The sequence below is a fragment of the Geomonas sp. Red32 genome (assembly GCF_023652955.1).
GTDB lineage: Bacteria > Desulfobacterota > Desulfuromonadia > Geobacterales > Geobacteraceae > Geomonas.
Genome location: NZ_JAKLOY010000010.1, coordinates 112,397 through 132,846, shown reverse-complemented (window position 1 = coordinate 132,846; position 20,450 = coordinate 112,397). Strand labels below are relative to the sequence as shown.

19 protein-coding genes are annotated in these 20,450 nt (G+C 59.6%); all 19 read right to left on the bottom strand.

Annotation, left to right across the window (positions count from 1 at the left end):
• The 19 genes from L4X63_RS20935 to selD all read right to left on the bottom strand — a co-directional run bounded on the left by L4X63_RS20935 (window position 1) and on the right by selD (window position 20,435).
• Window positions 1-816, bottom strand: a complete 816-nt coding sequence (locus L4X63_RS20935; protein WP_250680611.1) for a class I SAM-dependent methyltransferase — start codon at window positions 814-816, stop codon at window positions 1-3.
• 52 nt (window positions 817-868) lie between these two features.
• Window positions 869-2,278 carry an oligosaccharide flippase family protein gene (locus L4X63_RS20930; RefSeq protein WP_250680610.1) on the bottom strand — a complete coding sequence of 470 codons (1,410 nt, stop codon included), beginning with the start codon at window positions 2,276-2,278 and terminating at the stop codon, window positions 869-871.
• An 84-nt stretch (window positions 2,279-2,362) separates the two neighbouring features.
• Window positions 2,363-3,343 (bottom strand): GDP-mannose 4,6-dehydratase, encoded by a 981-nt coding sequence (locus L4X63_RS20925; protein WP_250680609.1) that lies wholly within the window; start codon window positions 3,341-3,343, stop codon window positions 2,363-2,365.
• Window positions 3,344-3,456: 113 nt separating this feature from the next.
• Window positions 3,457-4,509, bottom strand: a complete 1,053-nt coding sequence (gmd, locus tag L4X63_RS20920; RefSeq protein WP_250680608.1) for a GDP-mannose 4,6-dehydratase — start codon at window positions 4,507-4,509, stop codon at window positions 3,457-3,459.
• Between the two features lie 263 nt (window positions 4,510-4,772).
• Window positions 4,773-5,405: a winged helix-turn-helix transcriptional regulator gene (locus L4X63_RS20915; RefSeq protein ID WP_250680607.1), complete on the bottom strand. Its 633-nt coding sequence runs from the start codon at window positions 5,403-5,405 to the stop codon at window positions 4,773-4,775.
• 154 nt (window positions 5,406-5,559) lie between these two features.
• Window positions 5,560-6,177 (bottom strand): methyl-accepting chemotaxis protein, encoded by a 618-nt coding sequence (locus tag L4X63_RS20910; RefSeq protein ID WP_250680606.1) that lies wholly within the window; start codon window positions 6,175-6,177, stop codon window positions 5,560-5,562.
• Between the two features lie 51 nt (window positions 6,178-6,228).
• Entirely contained in the window at window positions 6,229-6,597 is a 369-nt protein-coding gene (locus L4X63_RS20905; RefSeq protein WP_250680605.1) for a GxxExxY protein, read from the bottom strand.
• 251 nt (window positions 6,598-6,848) lie between these two features.
• Window positions 6,849-8,039 (bottom strand): glycosyltransferase family 4 protein, encoded by a 1,191-nt coding sequence (locus L4X63_RS20900; protein WP_250680604.1) that lies wholly within the window; start codon window positions 8,037-8,039, stop codon window positions 6,849-6,851.
• Window positions 8,032-8,976, bottom strand: a complete 945-nt coding sequence (locus tag L4X63_RS20895; protein WP_250680603.1) for a glycosyltransferase family 2 protein — start codon at window positions 8,974-8,976, stop codon at window positions 8,032-8,034. The genes L4X63_RS20900 and L4X63_RS20895 overlap by 8 nt, the downstream gene beginning before the upstream one ends.
• A gap of 14 nt (window positions 8,977-8,990) precedes the next feature.
• Window positions 8,991-10,013, bottom strand: coding sequence for a glycosyltransferase family 2 protein (locus L4X63_RS20890; protein ID WP_250680602.1), 1,023 nt, complete (start codon window positions 10,011-10,013; stop codon window positions 8,991-8,993).
• A 96-nt stretch (window positions 10,014-10,109) separates the two neighbouring features.
• Window positions 10,110-11,114 (bottom strand): cytochrome c3 family protein, encoded by a 1,005-nt coding sequence (locus tag L4X63_RS20885; RefSeq protein ID WP_250680601.1) that lies wholly within the window; start codon window positions 11,112-11,114, stop codon window positions 10,110-10,112.
• A 130-nt stretch (window positions 11,115-11,244) separates the two neighbouring features.
• A complete protein-coding gene (gene ccsB / locus L4X63_RS20880; protein ID WP_250680600.1) occupies window positions 11,245-12,093 on the bottom strand; it encodes a c-type cytochrome biogenesis protein CcsB in 849 nt (282 codons plus the stop codon).
• A gap of 54 nt (window positions 12,094-12,147) precedes the next feature.
• Window positions 12,148-13,506: a cytochrome c biogenesis protein ResB gene (resB, locus tag L4X63_RS20875; protein WP_250680599.1), complete on the bottom strand. Its 1,359-nt coding sequence runs from the start codon at window positions 13,504-13,506 to the stop codon at window positions 12,148-12,150.
• A gap of 179 nt (window positions 13,507-13,685) precedes the next feature.
• Window positions 13,686-13,940, bottom strand: a complete 255-nt coding sequence (locus L4X63_RS20870; protein ID WP_250680598.1) for a cytochrome c3 family protein — start codon at window positions 13,938-13,940, stop codon at window positions 13,686-13,688.
• Between the two features lie 235 nt (window positions 13,941-14,175).
• The gene (gene purE / locus L4X63_RS20865; protein WP_250680597.1) at window positions 14,176-14,685 is read right to left on the bottom strand and encodes a 5-(carboxyamino)imidazole ribonucleotide mutase; all 510 of its coding nucleotides are present in this window, start codon (window positions 14,683-14,685) and stop codon (window positions 14,176-14,178) included.
• 220 nt (window positions 14,686-14,905) lie between these two features.
• Window positions 14,906-16,177, bottom strand: coding sequence for a phosphoribosylamine--glycine ligase (gene purD / locus L4X63_RS20860; protein WP_250680596.1), 1,272 nt, complete (start codon window positions 16,175-16,177; stop codon window positions 14,906-14,908).
• A 167-nt stretch (window positions 16,178-16,344) separates the two neighbouring features.
• Complete coding sequence (gene purH, locus L4X63_RS20855) at window positions 16,345-17,907, bottom strand: bifunctional phosphoribosylaminoimidazolecarboxamide formyltransferase/IMP cyclohydrolase (protein WP_250680595.1); 1,563 nt, start codon at window positions 17,905-17,907, stop codon at window positions 16,345-16,347.
• A gap of 241 nt (window positions 17,908-18,148) precedes the next feature.
• Complete coding sequence (locus L4X63_RS20850) at window positions 18,149-19,414, bottom strand: ASKHA domain-containing protein (RefSeq protein ID WP_250680594.1); 1,266 nt, start codon at window positions 19,412-19,414, stop codon at window positions 18,149-18,151.
• Entirely contained in the window at window positions 19,401-20,435 is a 1,035-nt protein-coding gene (gene selD / locus L4X63_RS20845) for a selenide, water dikinase SelD (protein WP_250680593.1), read from the bottom strand. Before selD ends, L4X63_RS20850 begins: the two co-directional genes overlap by 14 nt.
• Between the last annotated feature and the right edge of the window lie 15 nt (window positions 20,436-20,450).

The following is a 20,450-nucleotide window of genomic DNA, read 5'->3' as shown; positions in this document are numbered from 1 at the left end:
TTACCTCTTAGTTATGTACGCAGCGGCAAGACCGCCGCTTCCACAGTTGGCTTGATCGAAATAGCCGACATACTGTAGCTCCTCTGGCCTCGTCTCCCGCCAGCCAGAACCGAAGGTATGACGGAAGTAGTATTGCTTTACATCAGCCTGTTTTTCAGCTTCAGCGAGCACCCTCAGCCATGATTCCTTGTCGTAGTTTCGCAACCAGCCATGGTCTTCATTCTTCCCATAAGGAACGGTGACAAGCAGGCTACCGCCTCGCTTCAGGATGCGAATCATTTCTGCGACTGCTTCCAGATCCATATTATTTTCTTTGCGGAAGTTGTCAGTATAGCCAGAATTATCCATGCCGAAGTGCTCAAGGGCGGAGATACACCAGATCAAGTCGAAGGAGCCTTCGTCGAATGTCATCCGGGTAATGTCACCGACAAGGGATTCTCGATAATAAGTCGACGTATTATAAACAGGTTCGGCAATGTCGATGCCGGTTAACTGCGCTGGTTGGGGCAGTGATTCCACCATCTTGAGATGACACGGCATGGCATTGGCGTGAGCAACGTCAAGGACTTTAGCTCCCGCATGATATGTCATCCGAGCTAACAGAAGTTCTACCACCCTTTCGGGCAGCCCCTTTCCGTACCCTTCAGGCAGTACCAATGTGGCCGGGAGGTCACGGTTATTGAGGACGAAGGCCCTCTCGAACTCTTCGGAGATCCTTTCCTGTAGATCCTCGCGAAGATAGAAGGCAATGTGGTTCTTTATTTTTTGAATAAATTTAGATTTCATATGACACCTTTCTTTAAAGATGATCGCCATAAACGCCCGCGCTAGGATCAGGACGACAGTTACTCGTTGTTGCCCCCAACTGCTAGGGATTTTCCGTAGATATTTCTTTCACAATAAAGCTTTCATTCCTTTTCATCTCCAGGATTCTGCGCCGGATGAAAACAGCGGATAGTACGAACCCTATGATCTCGTTGACAACGAGAGCCCATGCGGCGCCTACGGCCCCAATCCTTGGCAGCAAGAAGACGTTACACCCAATCACCGACAGCAACTGTAGCAGGTTGATGACCCAGTACACTCGTACCATACCGAAGCTGTAACCGATCACGCCAATAGGGCAAATGAGGAGGGAGAGACAATATCTTATGCAGAGAATCTGAGCCAACAAAATTCCTTGTGCATAAGTGCTTCCGAAAACATATGGAGTAGCAAGAGGCGCGATAATGGAATAGGCCACAGCACCTAAAGACAGAAGCACGCTCATTTTCAGCGTCTTCTTCATCGTCTCAACGGTTTTTTCCAATGTGACAAGTGCCGATGCTCGGGGCCACAGGGCGGTATTCAAGGCACCAAGGACAATCACCAGTGGAAGCGTGAATCTCGTTGCGACGCTATAGCGTCCGACATCGGCCTTATCTAGGAAGAATCCCATCAGCCACACATCGGCTCTTAGCGTCACCGAGACCAGGATCGAAGAGAGCACCATGAAGAACGCGAAAGAGTTCGCTCCGGTCTTGTCCATGGTGGAATCAGAATCCAGCCGAGGCGCACGGAGCAATCCCATCGGCAAGGATGAAAGCGGGCGGTCGAAGTCGCGTGACCGCAGAAAGGAATCCCGCGGAACAAGCACCATGAAGACTATCGCACCCAAACCGCCAGCCACGACGCTTACCCAGATGACATGGTCAATAGACCAAGATTGCTTCACGGCGATTGCAAGGATCCCGACAAACGCCGCCAGGGTCTGTCCGACGGAGACGACCGCGTTCATCTTAAAGCGTTTCAGCGACTGGAAATAAATGGTCGGAATGGAAGCCAAGGCGGAGAAAAGCCCGATCAGAAGGCTTATCCTCACGAAACCCGCCAGTGACTGTTCGTGCCAGATGCGATCGGCAACGACCGGCGCAAAAATGAAGGCCAGAAGCGAAACCGCCACAACAAGCAGCATCCGAAGTCGAAACGCCCACCGTAGGACAGCGAATTGTCCTTCCCTGTCATGATTGTCAGCCGCTCTCGAGGCAAATCTGATTGCGGTCTGGCTGATTCCGAGATCAGACAGGGCCGCGGCTAACCCCGACACACTTAGGATGAGAGCATAGCTTCCCATCCCTTTCGGCCCCAAGCCTCGCGCAACCAGTATCGAGGTGAGGAAACCGGTAACAACCGATACAGCCTGCGGAACCATCGAGACAACAACATCCTCAATGGCGCGGCGCGTACCAAGAAATGTGGTTTGGATCAGATCCTGAATTTTGCGAAATAGTAGCTTCATCTTCTCTTGACTAGTAATCTAAGATCCCCAAACGGGTACTGCCTTCCAACCGCGGCTCTGCTGTCATGGCGACGCTTAACCTGCTCACGCCAGGGTGCTATAAAGTTCCAACTCACGCTCGACCATTTCGGCGATGATACCTTTTAGGTCCGTGGTGGTTTCCCATCCCAGGCGTTCCCTGATGCGCGACGGATTCCCGCAGAGTTGGATTTTCTCCGCGGGACGGAAGAATTTGGGATCAACGTTAACAAGACCGGTATAGTCGAGGCCAACCGCGGAAAAGGCCGCCTCGACAAACTCGCGCACGCTGTGTGTCTCTCCGGTCGCCACCACGTAGTCTTCCGGTTCTTCAGCCTGAAGCATCAGCCACATCGCGTTGACATAGTCAGGTGCATAGCCCCAGTCGCGGTAGGCATCGAGGTTACCAAGCGAGAGGCTGTCTTGAAGCCCCAGCTTAATCCTTACCGCTGAAGAGACGATTTTCCTGGTCACAAACTCATAGCCGCGTCGCGGTGATTCGTGGTTATAGAGGATGCCGGTGCAGGCGAACATGCCGTACTGGCTCCGGTAATTCTTGACGAGGTGGTAGCCGGATACTTTGGAAATACCGTAAATGGACCGGGGATTGAAGGGTGTATTCTCGTCCTGCGGATCAGAGGTTACGTTGCCAAACATTTCGCTTGTTCCGGCGAAGTAGAACCGACAGGTGGGAGCGAACTCCTTGAGTGCGGCGAGAAGGTAATGAGTGCTATTGACGTTGTTGTTAAGGATGGATATTTCATCTTCAAACGAGTAGCTGACAAAACTCGCTGCGGCAAGATGATAGCACTCGTCGGGAACGACGTCTTTCACGGTCTTGATGAGTGACAGCACGTTATCGAGCGACGCCACGTGCAGGTGAATCTTGTCCACCAAGTGTCCAATGTTTCTAAGCTTGTGAGTAGTGTCCTCGATTGCCGCCCGTCGAACGATCCCGTGGACCTCGTACCCTTTTGCCAGTAGGAGTTCCGCCAGGTACGATCCATCCTGACCTGCCAATCCGGTTATCAGTGCCTTCTTCTGCATCCACTATCCCCATTCACGGAAAGAGCCCTGCTTAATTGGCCAGGGCTGCAACATATTGTCCGATGGTTGCGGTTGCACCAGAACCGGTTCCCGCAGCCAGCACCTTGAGAGAGTTACCCTTCCGCCCGCTTCTCGCGCTCGGCTTGGGCCAGGTCGGAGTCGACCATCATGTTGACGAGACCGTCGAAGTCAGTCTTTGGGGTCCATCCCAGCGTTGTCTTCGCCTTGGTCGGGTCGCCGAGAAGAAGGTCAACCTCTGCGGGACGGAAATACTTGGGATCGATTTCGATCACTATTTCACCGGTGGTGGTGTCGATTCCTTTTTCATGGACACCCTCCCCCTGCCACTGAAGCGGCATGCCAAGACGGGAGAAGACCTTCTCTGCAAACTCTCGCACGGAGTGAGTTTCGCCGGTGGCCACCACATAGTTGTCGGGCTCGGCCTGCTGAAGCATCATCCACATCGCCTCGACGTAATCGCCGGCAAAGCCCCAGTCCCTCTTGGCGTCCAGGTTGCCAAGGTAGAGGCAGGACTGCAGCCCGAGCTTGATGCGTGCCGCGGCGCGGGTAATTTTACGGGTTACGAAGGTCTCGCCCCGCCGGGGAGACTCGTGATTGAAGAGGATCCCGTTGCAGGCAAAGATGTTGTAGCTTTCCCGGTAGTTGAGCGTGATGTAGTAGGCGTAGGCCTTTGCGCATGCATACGGGGAGCGGGGATAGAAGGGGGTGGTCTCTTTCTGCGGGGTTTCCACCACCTTGCCGTAAAGTTCCGACGAGGAAGCCTGGTAGAACTTGGAGTTAAGGCCGGATTCGCGGATACCTTCAAGAATGCGGACAGCCCCTAGTGCGTCGACCTCGCCGGTGTATTCCGGGACGTCGAAGGAGACCCGCACATGGCTCTGGGCACCAAGGTTGTAGATCTCGTCCGGGCGGATATCCCGCAGGAGCTTGTTGATGGAGCTTGCGTCGTTGAGATCGCCGTAATGCAGGAAGAGGCGGACGCCGCTTTCGTGCGGGTCCTGGTAGATATGGTTGATCCTGCCGCTGTTGAAAGAGGACGACCGACGGATTATGCCATGCACCTCGTATCCCTTGCTCAGCAAAAGCTCTGCAAGGTAGGATCCGTCTTGGCCGGTGATGCCGGTGATCATTGCTCTTTTTTTCATGCGTTCCCTCTCCATTTCAGAATTCATCTCACCTTAATTTCCAGCTAGCCAGCTCTCCAACGCCCTCAGCAGTTTCTCGATGCAAACAGGTACTAGTCAAGGTCGCCCACTATCGACCTATTCGGTGCTCCAGAGCCGCTGTTACGTCATAAACCAGCTGTTCGCAGCTGACTCGCATCACTCGTTCTTTGTTACAGCTATCGGTAATCAGTTGGAGAAGTCTTGTCTCACCCGATCCTGATGTGCCGTATAGAAACAACAGATTAGCTGACATCTTTTATCTCCACCTTCAGCCCATCTGCTGCTTCATAAATCTGCGCCTGTTTGGTACCCATCCGCAGGAGTTCTTCTCGCAGTCTCTCGCCGCGCTTGAGCGACGTCATGACAATCCTTAGTTCTGGTTGAGCGAGGGCAGCCGTCGGGGGCTGGATGATCTGGCCAAAGAACGTCTCTCCGGAATTCTCCAGGTCTATGGCCATCTCCAGTTCGAGGCCTGTCTCCTTGAGTGAAAGGTAAGCGATCTCAGCCACCTCATCGATGCCGCAAAAGGCGACTTTCACGACGCCGGAGTTAGCCAGCGCGCGAAAGAGTGCCAGGTAGTCCTGGCGGGTGGTCGTATAGAGGCCGGAAAAGTAGCTTAGGTGCTGGTAGGCGAGGCGGCTTTTTTCGGCGAAGCCTTTGGGGGTGAGGAGATAGGCGTAACGGTTCTTCGGGAAGTTGTTGACCCGGACGAAACCTTTGGCGACCAGATTCTTGAGATAGGAGTTAACGAGTCCGAGGGCGATGCCGAGCCGCTTGGCAAGCTCCCGTTGGGAAAGCTGCTCCTCGCCCGAGATCTCCGAAAGGAGCAGGAAGGAGCGGTAGGTATCTAAAACTTTTTCCTCATCACCGTTCATTCGGTGAACACTACAACAAAGTCCCCGACATTACAACAAAATCCTTCCGTACGGAACGCGTTCCTGTTGCGTCACAGCACCCGACACGCAGCCATTCCCCATCCGTCACAAGATCTCCAGAACCGACAACTCATCACCTGCGGGCGATAGCTTATCAACTGCTCCGGATATCTATATCTGCCGCTCTAGATATCTTATCTGCCGCTCTAGATATCTTTTCTGCCGCTCTAGATATCTTTTCTGCCGCTCTAGATATCTTTTCTACCGCTACCGATAAATTATCTGCTGCGATAGATATCTTATCTGCCGCTACCGATAAATTATCTGCCGCGATAGATATCTTATCTGCCGCTACAAATAAATTATCTGCCGCGATAGGTATCTTATCTGCCGCTACCGATAAATTATCTGCCGCGATAGATATCTTATCCGCCGCTACAAATAAATTATCTGCCGCGATAGATATCTTATCTGCCGCTCCGGATATCCTATGAGCCGCTTTCGACAGTTTATCGGCCGCTCCCGAGAGCTCATCGGGCCTGTAAATCTCGGTAGATGGCCAATATCGTGGGCGTGTAAAGGGATTTATGCGGGTGGGTGAGAAGGAGGTCCAGCTTTGATTGGGGAGGGCGTTAAGCGTGAGGTGGACCTGAAGATCTAGCGGCCGACGTGCAATGGCAAGTCCGGTGACCCCAAGGTTTGAGGCGAAAATACTGGCCACGGAGACACGGAGAAAATCGGAGAAGGCCTTTTGGGAAAAACCTTGAATCATGGTTTGGCCTTGAGACGAGGTTGGGCCGCAAACTTGTGCCAGGTGGCAATGTTACAAAACGAAGCGTCTGATGCCTTTCGAAAGAAGGACAGTGTTGAAATTGATCAGAAGCCCTACCCGATATCCTCCAAGTTTCATGTAGCTGAGAAGCTGAGCTTCATAAAGGGGCGTGTCTCGCTCAGTGCTCTTGAGCTCGACGACAACAGTGTCCTCAACAAGGAGGTCCATGCGGTAGTCACCAATGGGCTTGCCCTTGTAGCTGACCGGTAGACGTGCCTGGTTTTGATGACGTAGGCCCCGCTCGGCAAGCTCAATGCAAAGGGCTGTCTCGTAGACGCTCTCCAGAAGCCCTGGCCCTAACTGCAGGTGGACCTCAAGACAGCAGGCGATAATCTTGGCGGTTAACTCTTCGCATAGCATTAGACCAGCTTAACACATTAAAAGGCTTTTGCCACGGAGACACGGAGAAATTCGGAGAAAATCTATATTCTGAGGGGAAAGACAAAGGCGGGGGGAATGAACTGGGCACCCATAGTTGGAAGAATCGGCCCTGACGTACTCGTGGGTTTCGGCATTTGCCTCGGATCTCTCGGCTTTTCTCCGTGACTCCGTGGCTCTTGTATTTTGAAGTATGGTTTCCCCCTAAAGCAGTTGTCTTGACTTTGGCAGTCTCAGAAGTTCTCCGTGTCTCCGTGGCTAAGGCTCTTGTAGATCGCGACAAGCGCCTTACCCCGTGCCTCCCAGGAGTGCTCGCGGATCGCGCGTTCACGCCCGAGGTGACCGAGCTCTTCCCTAAGCTCCCGGTCTCCTGCTACCCGGCCGATGGCGCCAGAGAGGGATGCTACGTCGCCAAGTTTGGCATAGTACCCCGCCTCTCCTAAAATTTCCCGGTTCACGGGCGTATCGAAGGCGACAGTAGCGAGCCCGCAGGCCATGTAGTTGAAAAGCTTGCCGTTGGCCTCGGTGAGGGAGATCTTGGGTGAGACGGCCAGGTCGCCGGCGCAAAGGTAGAGCGGCGCCTCGTCGTAAGGGACGCGGCCGGTGAAGGTGACGATATCCTCGATCCCCAAATCACAGGCCATCTCGATGTAGCGCTCCTCGGGAAATCCCATGACCAGGAAGTGGATCCTCGCCCCCTGGGTCTTCAGGTCGGCCGCCGCCTGCAGCAGGAGATCTACCCCCTGGTAGCTGTTCAAAAGCCCGAGATAGCTCACCACCGGACGATCAGTAGGAAGCCCCAGCCTTCGCCTGATATCTTCCTTGGTCTTAGGTGCGAAGACCGAGGTGTCGACACCATCGATGAGTGGCGCCAACCGCTCGCGCGGCACCCCGTCGCTTACGAGCAACTCAACGGTCGGGGTCGCGCTGGTGACGATGAAGTCGGAGGAGTTGTTGATCCAGCTCTCCAGCCCCGCGAAGAATCGCTGCAAGAGCGACCCCTCCTTTACGAACCCATGGTCGGTGATCTCCCCGGTCAGGCTCCCCTGGCAATCGAAGAGCATCGGGATCCCGAGGATCCGCTTGAGAATCGCGCCGAAAAAGGCTCCTTCGTGGAGATGGGCATGGATCAGGTGCGGTTTGAAGGTCTTGGCTACCCTCCAGGCCTTCCAGAGGAGGAGCAGGTCGAGGTACGGCTTGTGCCAGGACGGCCCCGCCCCCAGTTTGCGGTACCAGGGGATGCGGGGGATCCGGTCGGTGGGGATGCCGGGGATGTCCCGGCCGATGTGGTAGGTGACGAGCCGCAACTGCGCGCCCTGGGCCATGGCGGCGCGCGCCTCCTCCAGGATCCGCACGTGGCAGCCACGGTCGGCGAAGAAGGGGGTCGGCGCCAGCACCAGGACTCGCAGCGGGGTCTCAGCCAAAGTTGAGCTTTTCCTTGATGGTGTAGATGGCCTTCCCCTGCGCCTCGTAGTAGGTACGGGCGATCAACTCGGCCAAGAGCCCCATCACGATGAACTGGACCCCCATGAAGAGCAGGAATGCGGTGAGGATCAGCAAGGGGTTCCGGTTCATGCTGGTGTTCTCGAAGAACTTCATGTACAGCGTGGCCACCCCGCTCACGACACCGGCACCGAGGGTGTAGATGCCCCAGCGGCCGAAGAGCTGGATCGGCTTGGTCGAGTAGCTCAAAAGGAACTTCACCGTCATCAGGTCCAGGATGACCTTCGTGGTCCGGGAGATCCCGTACTTGCTGGTGCCGTGCAGGCGCTCGTGGTGCCTTACCGGCATCTCGGTCACCCTGGCCCCCACCTGGTGGGCCAGCGCCGGGACGAAGCGGTGCATCTCGCCGTAGAGGTTCACGTCCTCCAGCACCTCGCGCCGGTAGGCCTTCAGCGTGCAGCCGTAATCGTGGAGATGGACGCCGGTCATCCGGGAGATGAGGCCGTTGGCGATCAGGGAGGGGAGCTTGCGGTTGACGAAGGTGTCTTTGCGGTCCTTGCGCCAGCCGGATACGACGTCGAAGCCCTCGTCAATCCGTTCCATCAGGAGGGGGATATCCAGCGGATCGTTCTGCAGGTCGCCGTCCATGGGGATCACCACCCGGCCGGAGGCGAGATCGAAACCGGCAGCCATGGCCGCGGTCTGCCCGAAATTTCGCCTGAGCTTCACCACCTTGACGCGGGAATCCTTGGCTGCAAGGAGTTTCAGGGCCGCGTAGGAGTTGTCGGAGGAGCCGTCGTCCACCAGGATCAGTTCGTAGGCGAACCCGGACGGGGTCAGCGCCTCGCTGATGCGGGCGTGCAGGATGGGGATGTTCTCCTCCTCGTTATAGATGGGAACGACGACACTGATATCCACGGAAGCTCCTTGTACTAGTCTTGTCCTTGCGCGTTGAGGGGCTCGCCGAACGCCTTCACCCTGCGGATCTCGATCCCGTCCGTCGAACGGGGGGCGCCCTTGAAGCGCGGCCTGACGAGCCCCCAGACCACCCCCACGCCATACAGGAGGTGCAGGGCGGGGAAGAGAACCAGCAGGCGCGGGAGCAGGGTGAGATCCCGCGCGCCAAGCGCCCCCTGCAGGGAGGCGGCAAGCATCAGGGCGAGGTAAGCGAAAAAGGGGAGCGAGAGGATCCAGCTCCCCAAAAGCGGTAAGAGCAGCAGGTAGACCACGAACAGCGACGGGGCCATGGCCACCGGCTTGATCCGGCCGGAGATCCTGGTCTGCTCTCCGCGGCCGCGCCCGTAGCCGAGCATCTGTTTGACGTAGGCCTTCCAGGTCGGGCGCTGGCTCCGCTGCACGCCCAGTTCCGGGTCGTGTACCAGGTAGAATCCTTCCCCTACCAGCCGGTCCATCAACTCGTTTTCCTCGTTGGGATAGAGCCGGGAGTCGAGCCCGCCGTGGGAGAGAAAGATCTCCCGCCGGAAGCTCAGGTTGCAGAGGATGAGCTCGCTGTCGCCGGTGTGGCGCGCCTCGCCAGCCTTGCGGTAGCGGTTACGGACGCCGCCGCCACCTACTGCCGAGGAGAGCACTACCCCGATCGCCCGCTGCAGGGGCGAATCGGTGACGGGAGTCAGCGACGGCCCTCCGGCTGCGGCCACCTTCGGATTCTCGTAGTGGGGGACCGCCCGTTCCAGGAAACCGGGGGCGACCCGGGAATCGTCGTCCAGGAAGTAGAGGATATCCCCTTCCGCCTCGTTGGCGGCGCGGTTTCTCTGTACGCTCGGGGCGCGGCCGTAGGCGACCAGCACCTCGAAGAGTTCCTGCGGATAGGTCACCGGGGCGAGACCGGCCAGTGCCCGGACCGTTCCTCCCGGTGCCACCGGAATGATGATGGAAACGCGGGGAAGGGTCATGCGGTACGGGGACCCCATGAGCCAGCGGCGGTTACAATCCACCCTGTCCCCCCTTCGCAAAGGGGGGGGCGCTGGGCCGGCGGCGCAGTCGAGGCCGGAACCGGCGGACTCCCGGCAGAAACCGGCAGCGATGCCGCGCTAGTTGTTGTCAAGCGCCTTGCCCCTGTCGTAGCGGTAGGTCTTGTGGCAGCCGACCGAGCACTGCCCGCCGGTATCCGTCTTCGTGTAACGGATGGGGATCTGCCAACTCCCGAAGCCGGGGGCGTGGGTGTAGATCAGGCGGTCCTGGCTGGAGGCGTGCGGGTTGTGGCAAAGGAGGCAGGAGCGTCCCTTCCCAGGCTTGTTGACGTGGACCGCGTGCAGGTTGCGGTCGCCGTTTCTGAAGCCGGTGGTCTTGGTCGTCTTCACCTCGGAGACCAGGTCCGGGTTGTGGCAGTAGAAACAGAGCGGGAAAGCGTCCGGCGTGAAGGGACGGTACAGCTCGGTCGGCATTTCCGCCTTCAAAAGCTTGCGGTTCGGGGAACCGTGGACCAGGTGGCACTTGGTACACTCCCCGGTCTTGATCGGCCCGTGGATCGACTTGCCGGTCGCGTACTTCTTGTCGTGGCACATCAGGCAAAGCTCGGAGCCCGGCTTTCTCAGCAGGTACCTCCCGGTCGCCTGGTGCGGCTCATGGCAGGCGAGGCACTTTCCTTCCGCCACCGGTTTGTGGGTGAAGGCAGCGCCGGTGAACTTCGTCTGGTCGTGGCAACGGAAGCAGAGGTTGGGAGGGGCGTCCTTCAGGAGCGCCTTATAGTCGGAGGAGTGGTGGTTGTGGCAACCGGTACACTTTCCTTCGGCGACCGGCTTGTGGAAAAACGGCTTGGAATCGGTCAGGAGCTTGGTGTGGCAGTGAAGACAGAGCTTTTCGCGGGGGACCACGAAGCCCATGCTCCCCTTTTCGAGGGGATGGGCATCGGAGAGCTGGCGATGGCAGTGGGTACACTCACCGGCGGCAACCGGCGGATGGGCGACGCTCCCGGTGATGAGCCCGCGGTGGCAGGAGCTGCACTTGAACTCGGCACGGGCAAGGCCCGGCACCAGTACGAGGGAGATGGTCAGCAATGCGCCTGCCGCGGCAAGCCTACCCCAAAAACGTCGCATGAAATCAAACCTTCCTTGGAAAAGTGCCGGCTCCCTCGCTTTAGCCGCAGGCCCCAGGCAGACGCGGCGCGGGCCGCCCCCCGTGCGGAGGACGGCCCACGTTCGTACGTTGGGCCCTGCCGGTCCGTTGCTACTTGCCGTAGCTGTGGAGGCCGGAGAGGAAGAGGTTAACACCCAGATAGCAGAAGATAGTGGCGGCAAAGCCGATGACCGACAGGATGGCCGCCCGGCGCCCGACCCAGCCGCGGGTAATGCGGGCATGGAGGAAGGCGGCGTAGACGAACCAGACGATCAGCGACCAGGTTTCCTTGGGGTCCCAGCTCCAGTAGGTACCCCAGGCATAGTTGGCCCAGGCGGCGCCGGTCACGATCCCCAGGGTCAAGAGCGGGAAGCCGATCATGATGGCCTTGTAGTTCAGGTCGTCGAGCACCCGGATGGCGGGGAACATGGAGAGCATCCCCCCCGCGGCCGAGTTGCCGCCCCCCTTCTCCACCTTGTCGCGTATCAGGTACATGATGGAGATGCCGCAGGCCACCGCGAAGGCGGCGTAGCCGAGGAAGCAGGTGATGACGTGGTACATGAGCCAGTTACTCTGCAGGGCCGGCACCAGCGGCTCGATGCCGCTGTCGAGGCCCAGCTGGGCCCAGGCCATGCCGAAGAGCGCGAACGGAACGACGAAGAAGCCGACCGCACGGTACTTGTACTTGAAGTCGATGATCAGGTAGATCAGGATGATGGTCCACGAGAAGAAGACCACCGATTCGAAGAGGTTGGAGAGCGGCGCGTGGCCATGCCCCTGGTCGTAGGACTCTTTCCACCGCATGCCGATCGCCGCGGTCTGGATCAGGAAGCCGATCAGGGCGGCGTACGTGCCAGCCAGACCGACCGCCTTGTTCCGCGAGGCGAGGAAGGCGAAGAATATGCAGGTGGTAACCATGTATATGACCATGGTGACGTTAAACAGGTTGGAACTGGACATCGATAATCCTCCGGTCGTTGTGTGCGCGACGAGGGGGTGGGCACCCCCGGGATTCTATGCTTTGTTGAGCTTCTCCACCAGGTCGTCGAACTGCATCTCGAACCCGGCGGGGTTCTTGGAGGCGGACCCGCCCACGGTCACGCCGTCGTCAGAGATCCTGGCCCAGACCCTGCGGTGGGACATGAAGAAGGCCATGATGATGCCGATCACCATCAGGGCGCATCCCGTCCACACCACCCATACCCCCGGGTCCTTGGCGACCTGGAGGCCGGTGTAGAACTTCTGGTCCATGCCATCGAAGTTTATGAGTAAGTCCCCGCCGTGCTGGGCGTTGAAGGACTGGTATTTGTCGCTGAGAATGACGAAGGGTTCCGGCTGGCCGCCCGGCGGGGTGAACTCGACCTGCGCGCCGGGGCCGTCGAACTCCTTCATGAAGGGAGTGACGTTCTGGGTGGCTTCCATGACGGAGAGGAAGGCGCCACCCGGAAGGGCAACCCGCTCACCCTGGCGGGCATCGATCTTCTCCGCCTTGTTGGTCTTGCGGTTGAGGACCGTCAGGTGGTAGAGAGCCCCTTCGTCGGACTGGCCGTAGCTCGCCTGGTAGAAGGTGACCCCCTTGTAGGTCAGCGGATCGTTGACGATGACCGGGATGTTCTGCAGCCCGGCGACCGGCTTGCCGCCGTCGAAGACCGACAGGATGCTCTTGAATTCCTTGGGAGCACCGGTGTCGTAGAAGGTGACCGTGAACTTCTCGCAGCGGACGTCGAAGCCGAGGTTGACGATCTTGCCGTTTCTCCCCATGACCTGGTTGACGCTCCCCCCCTCGGGAATCTGGGCGTACCCCTTGTAGCCGAAGAACGAGCCGACGAGTGCCCCGATGAAGACGACGATGATGGAGAAGTGCACCACGTAGACCCCGAGACGGCACCAGGGGTTCTTCTGGGCGAAGAGGTGGATGACGCCATCCTTCTCGGTGACCACCGGCCGGGCGAACTCGGAAGCGAGGGCGGCGCTGACGCGGTCCTTAAGCTCGGACTTGCCCCCCTTGAGCTTGAGCTCCTGGGTGTTGGAGAGGGTCCTCTCGAAGGACTCGTCCATGACCAGGACCGGCTCGGAAACGATCTTCCATACGCGGGGGAGACGCTTGATCGAGCAGCAGATCAGGTTGAGGGTCAAAAGGTAGAGGAGAAGGATGAACCACCAGGAGTGGTACATGTCGAAAAAGCCGAGGGAACTGTAAAGGCGAATCTTGGTTTCGCTGATGGTGGCGAGGTATTCACGCTGGGGACCCTGCGGGATTACGGTGCCGATGATGGAGACCAGGGCGAGCCCTATCAGAAGGAAAATGGTGAGTCTCAACGAGCAGAAAAAATCCCACAGTTGTTCCGCAAGTCCGCGTTTATTCGTTGTCAAGGTACTCTCCCGTCTCTAGGTTTGGATCGTGGATCAAATCACAAGCAAGGCATTATAGACAAAATGATGATAAGAGCAAAATAAAATTAACTAATAGAAAAATTGCCGAAAAAATGGGGTAACAGAAGGCAGTTACCCCATTGTCATGGGATCAGTCCAGGCCAAACCGGATAGGAGATTTACTTCTTGTGGCACTCCTTGCAGGCGCCGGAAATCTTTCCGTTGTTGGTCTTCTTGTGGCAGTCGAGGCAGAGGGCGTGGGCCTGTTTCCCCTCGATGACGATCTTGGTCGGGGCTCCCTGGCCGTGGCAGGCTTTGCACTCGGTCCGTGCCTGATGGGCCTTGTGGTTGAAAGTGATGGTGGTGCCGTTCTTGGCGTTGTAGACCACCTGATCGGCGGCCATCGCGGTGGATGCGGCAAGAATGACAGTCATAGCAACCATTGTAACAATATTTTTCACGGGCACGACCCTCCTTATTTGGAAATTTTAAGAAACTAATACAGTAACTAGAGCATTGTCAAGAAAAATGACACAATCGGTATGAATAGCTTCATTGTTTCGTAATCATTGAGCGCCGCTATCTCATCCCTTCGCAGCTACATCTCCCCTCACCGGGCCTTCGGTCACCTTCACCCCGCGGGAGGCGAGGGCACGCTGCCGGGACCGGCTACTTCGAGTTCAGCTTCAACTGCAACGCCTGGTCCTTCTGCTCCACTTCGTCGACCATCTGCGCCTTGTAGGAAGCGAGCTGGGTGCGGAGGGCGGGATTGGAGAGGGCCAGGATCTGGACGGCGAAGAGGCCGGCATTCTTGGCCCCGGCTTTGCCGATGGCCATGCTGGCCACCGGGATCCCACCCGGCATCTGCACGGTGGAATAGAGGGCGTCTACCCCGTTGAGGGCACCACCCGGCATGGGAACGCCGATCACCGGCAAGGTGGTTTCGGCGGCCACGACCCCGGCCAGGTGGGCGGCCATGCCGGCTGCCGCGATGATGACCTGGATCCCGCGCCCAGCCGCTTCGCTGGCAAGCTTGGCGGTGCGCTCGGGGCAGCGGTGGGCCGAGGATATGCGCATCTCGAACGGCACGCCGAAGTCGTCGAGCACCTTCGCGGTCTCTTCCATCACCGGCAGGTCGGAATCACTGCCCATCATAATCAGTACTGCAGCATTCGACATATCTACTCCCTTAAATCTTTGCCACGGAGAAAATCGGAGAACATCAAAAACGGTGAATCGTAGCCACGGAGACACGGAGGAAATCGGAGAACATCTACACCAAGAACGTAAGGGGAACCTGACCGAAAGCTTCCTTTCGGTTTCGGGTGATCCCTGTATTAATTGGTTGAGGTTTGTCCGCCTTTCTCAGATTTTCTCCGTGTCTCCGTGGCTAATGAGTTTAGCGGTTCATAGCCTTGGCGCCGATATCCTTCCGGCAGTGCATCCCGGGCCAGGTAATCTTGGCGACTCCCGCGTAGGCGCGGTCGATGGCGTCCTTGACAGTGGCGCCGAGAGCGGTGACGCCCAGCACGCGGCCGCCGTTGGTAACGATCCCGGCCTCGGATGCCTTGGTCCCGGCGTGGAAGACCACCAAGTCCTCGATGGTTGCGGCCTCGTCGAGCCCGTTGATGACGTCACCCTTGCGGTAGTCGCCAGGGTACCCTTCGGCCGCCAGCACCACGCAGACGGTTGCCTTGTCGTGCCACTCGATCTCCACGCCGGAGATGTCGCCTGAGGCAACCGCCATCAGGATCGGCACGATGTCCGACTTCATCCGCATGAGGAGCGGCTGGCACTCCGGGTCGCCGAAGCGGGCATTGAACTCGAGCGTCTTCACGTTCCCGCCGTCGATCATGAGCCCGGCGTAGAGCACGCCGCGGTACGGCCTTCCCTCGGCGGCCATGCCGTCGACGGTCCTTCTCATGACCTCGGCCATCGCCTTGTCGTGAATGGACTTGGTCACCACCGGTGCCGGGGAATAGGCTCCCATGCCGCCGGTGTTGGGGCCCTTGTCGCCGTCGAAGACCGCCTTGTGGTCCTGGGCGCTGGCCAGCGGGACGATGTTCTTGCCGTCGGTGAAGGCGAGGAAGGAAGCTTCCTCCCCTTTCAGGAACTCCTCGATCACCACGCGCGAGCCCGCGGCGCCGAAGGCGTTGCCCGAAAGCATGTCGGTGACCGCTTCCACCGCCTCGTCGCGGGTCTGGGCGATGATGACGCCCTTGCCGGCGGCCAGGCCGTCAGCCTTGATGACGATGGGAATCCCGGTCTTGTCGATGAACTCGATGGCAGGCTGCACCTCGGTGAACACCTCGTAGGCGGCGGTCGGGACATGGTACTTCTTCATCAGGTCCTTCGAGAACGCCTTGCTCGCCTCGATGATGGCGGCGTTCTGGCGGGCGCCGAAGATCTTCAGCCCCTCCTTCTCGAAGAGGTCCACGATCCCCAGGGAGAGCGGAAGCTCCGGGCCGACCACGGTGAGCTCGATCCCGTTCTCCTTGGCGAAGGAGAGAAGCCCCTGGAGGTCGTCCACCGCGATGTTGACGTTCGTGCCGAGCTGCGCGGTGCCGGGATTGCCCGGTGCACAGAAAACCTTGTCAACGAGCGGAGACTGGGCGATCTTCCACACCAGCGCATGCTCGCGCCCCCCGCTTCCTATCACCAAAACCTTCATAAAAGGACTCCTTTAAAAGCTTGAAAACCATTAGAACGCGGATGACACGGATTGGGCGGATCTACGCGGATCAATCAAAAGCTTTTGACGTTAACTCTAAAAAAGATGCTGGGTAAATCCGCGTACATCCGTTACATCCGCGTCATCCGCGTTCCATTGACTTTGACTTAGTGCCTGAAATGCCTCATCGCGGTGAAGACCATGGCGATGTTGTGCTCGTCGGCGGCGGCGATAACCTCGGCGTCGCGCATGGAGCCGCCCGGCTGGATGACGGCGGTGACGCCGGCAGCGGCGGCGTTGTCGAGACCGTCACGGAACGGGAAGAAGGCGTCGGAGGCCATGACGGCGCCCTGGACCGGGATCCCGGCGTGCTCGGCCTTGATGGCGGCGATACGGGCGGAGTTGACGCGGCTCATCTGGCCCGCGCCCACGCCGACGGTGGCGTTGCCGCGGCCGTAGACGATGGCGTTGGATTTCACGAACTTGGCCACCCGCCAGGTGAAGAGGAGGTCTTCCATCTCGGCGTCGGTCGGCACCCGCTTGGTCACCACTTTGAGCTCGGTGAAGAGGTCGAGGTCGGCGTCCTGCACCAGGATGCCGCCATTGACGCGTTTGAAGTCGAGACGCTTGGCCGGGGCCTCCGGCCAGAAGCCGCACTCGAGCAGACGGACATTCTTCTTGGCGGAGACCACTTCGCTGGCCGCCTCGGTCACCTTGGGAGCGATGATAACTTCGACGAACTGGCGGTCGACGATGGCGCGGGCTGTGGTCTCGTCGAGCTCGCGGTTGAAGGCGATGATGCCGCCGAAGGCGGATTCCGGGTCGGTCTTGTAGGCAGCCTCGTAGGCTTCGAAGATGTTGGCGGCCACGGCGACGCCGCAGGGGTTGGCGTGCTTGACGATGACGCAGGCCGGCTCGGTGAACTGCTTCACGCACTCGAGGGCGGCGTCGGTGTCGCCGATGTTGTTGTAGGAAAGCTCCTTGCCCTGCAGCTGGCGGGCGGTGGAGATGGAAGCCTCCTTGGCCCCCTTCTCGACGTAGAAGGCGGCACCCTGGTGCGGGTTTTCGCCGTAGCGCATCCCCTGGGCCAGCTTGAACTGAACGGTGAAGGTGTCCGGGAACTCGGCGACCCCTTCGCCGGTGCGGGCGCCCAGCCAGTTGGAGATGGCGGCGTCGTAGGCGGCGGTGTGCTGATAGACCTTCACGGCCAGCCGGAAGTTGGTCGAGCGGGAGACGCAGCCGCTGTTGGCCTTCATCTCGTCGAGCACCACCTGGAAGTCGGCGTTATCGACGATGACGGTTACGTCGCGGTTGTTCTTGGCGGCGGAGCGGAGCATGGTCGGGCCGCCGATGTCGATGTTCTCGATGGCGTCTTCCATGGTGCACCCTTCCTTGGCCACGGTGGCCTCGAACGGGTAGAGATTCACGACCACCATGTCGATCGGCTCGATGCCGTGCTCCTGCATCTTGGCCACGTGGGCCGGGTTCTCGCGCATGCCGAGGATGCCGCCGTGGACCTTCGGATGGAGGGTCTTGACCCGGCCGTCCAGCATTTCGGGGAAACCGGTGAACTCGGAGACGTCCTTCACCGCTATGCCCGCATCGCGGATGAGTTTAGCGGTGCCGCCGGTGGAGAGGATTTCCACGCCATACCCTGCCAGGGCCCGGGCGAAATCCACCACCCCGGTCTTCTCCGATACGCTGATCAACGCGCGCCCAATCTTTGCCATGACTGCTCCTTTTCTACGTGTGTTATGAGTTAAAAAAAACGCCAGAAAAAAACGAAAAACCTGCGCTATGAGACAGAGTTGCTCTCACAGCCACAGGGATATGTCACTCCGGAGTATATTAAATACCTTTCGGTTAGAAATTGATTCGACCAGACGGTGTCGGGAAATGGTGCTGACAGGGTGTTGCCAGTTACAGAGTATACCGCACGTGCGGTCATCGCTTGTTCGGGGAGTTCGGATTTCAACGATCACCAGCGGCCTTGGGAAAATCCATGTGGGCCAGGAAGTGCTTCTCGAACAGGGGAGTGCCGGAAAGGGGAATCACCCGCACCTCGCCGGCCAGCTTTGCGAGCTTGGCGGGTCCGTCCGGGTCGCCGATCAGCCGCTCGGCACCGGCCAGGGCACCCTCCCTGATAAATCCGGTGATTTTTACCATGTTCTCGGTGAAAATTCCAACAGTTTTTAGCCCGTCCGGCGAAAGAACGGCGCCAAAGGAGCCGGTCAGCACGACCCTGGTCAACTGGTCGAAGGTGAGGCCGGCCTTGGCCATCAGGACGTCGATCCCGGCTCGCAGAGCTCCCTTGGCAAGCTGAAGCGCCCGGATGTCCTCCTGGCCGAGGTAGACGAGGCTTCTGGCGTCGCGGTGGAGCACGAAGGCGAGCTTGCCGTCGACCTCCTGGACGCGGTTGGCGAGGTTGGACGGAATCTCGCCGGGTGGAAGCAGCCGTCCGGTGCGGTCGATCACGCCGCATCCCAACAGGGCGGTGACCGTGTCGAGGGCGCCGGAGCCGCAGATACCGGTGGCGGGAGCGTTGGCGACCGTCGAGATCCGCACGCGGTCCCCCTCGATGGCGACCTTGGCTACCGCGCCGGGGAGAGCCGGCATACCGCAGCGAAGGTTCCCCCCCTCGAAGGCAGGGCCAGCGGCGGCCGAGGTGGCGAGGAAACGGGTACCGTCGTACAGGGCGATCTCCGCGTTGGTCCCCATGTCGAGGTAGAGGCTCCCCGCCTGCGGCTCCTCTTCGAGCCCGAAGAGGAAGGCGACCAGGTCGCCCCCGACGAAGCCGCCGGGGAGCGGGAAGAGATAGGCGGGAACGTCGATAGTCCAGCCGAGATCACGGGTGGAGACCGTTTTGCCTTCGGTGAAGAGCGGGCGAAACGGCGGGTGGGCCAGCGAGGCGACCGGGAGCCCGAGGGCCAGGTGCTCCATGGCGGGGTTACCGGCCACGGCGACTCCGGCCAACTCTGCCAGCTTGGCTTCGCCAGCGGAGAGGAGATCCTCCGCCAAGCGCTGCATCTCGCGGGCGAGCGCCAGTTGCATGGCGGTACGGGTCTCCGGGACCGCGGCGGCGGTCAGGCGGGCGAGGACATCCGCCCCCCACTGGCGCTGGGGGTTGAGGGCGCCGGCCACCGCCAGCCGCCCCGGAACTTCCGGATCGACCAGGGAGGCCGCGATGGTAGTGGTTCCCAAGTCGAAGGCGATGTGAAGGCGTCTAGATGAAGACAAGAGGGGTTTCTCCCGAGGGTTCGACCTCGCCGATCAGGGCGGCGAAGGCCCCGGCAGACTTGGAGCGGTTAAGGAACTCGCGGGCGTCCTTGGGGGCCAGCGAGATCAAAAGCCCTCCTGAGGTCTGCGGGTCGAAGAGCGGAAGCAGCACATCTCCGGTGATCCCGGAAACGAACGGAGAGTAATAGGTCCGGTTGCGGTAGCAGCCGGCAGGGACCAGCCCGTCCCGCACCAGTTGAGGGATCCCCTTCATGAGCGGGAGCTCGGAGAGGTGAATCCTGAAGGTCACTCCGGCCCCGGATGCCATCTCGCAGGCGTGGCCGATCAGTCCGAAGCCGGTAACGTCGGTGGCCGCGGTCGCGCCGCAGCAGACCATCAGTTCGGCGGCTTCCTTGTTGAGCAGCGACATCCAGCGGACCGCCTCGACCTCGGTTTCCGGCTCCACCATCTGCGCCTTGATGGCGGTGGAGATGATGCCGGTGCCGAGCGGTTTGGTGAGCACCAGGTGGTCGCCGGGGCGGGCGGTGCAGTTTCTCACCACGCCGGCGGGATCGATCAGCCCGGTCACCGCGAGGCCGTACTTCAGCTCGTCGTCCTCGACGGTGTGGCCGCCGACCAGGCAGGCCCCGGCCTCGTTTATGGCATGGGCGCCGCCGGCCAGGATGGTGGCGAGGGTCGAGGTAGGGAGCGAGCAGGCGGGGAAAAAGGCAAGGTTCATCGCCGTCACCGGCCGCCCTCCCATGGCATAGACGTCCGAAAGTGCGTTGGCAGCAGCGATGCGGCCAAAGGTGAAGGGATCGTCCACCAGGGGAGTGATGATGTCGGTGGTCTGCACCAGGGCGAGGCTGTCCCCTATGCGGTAGACCCCCGCATCCTCCGCCTTCTCGATGCCGACCAGGAGGTTGGGATCATCGGAGCGGGATATGTCGCGAATGGCATCTTCCAGGCCCGCCGGGCCCAGTTTAGCAGCTCAACCCGCTGCCTTTACGATCGCCGTGAGTCTCACGGTACTCTCGTCCATAACACCCTCTTGTTT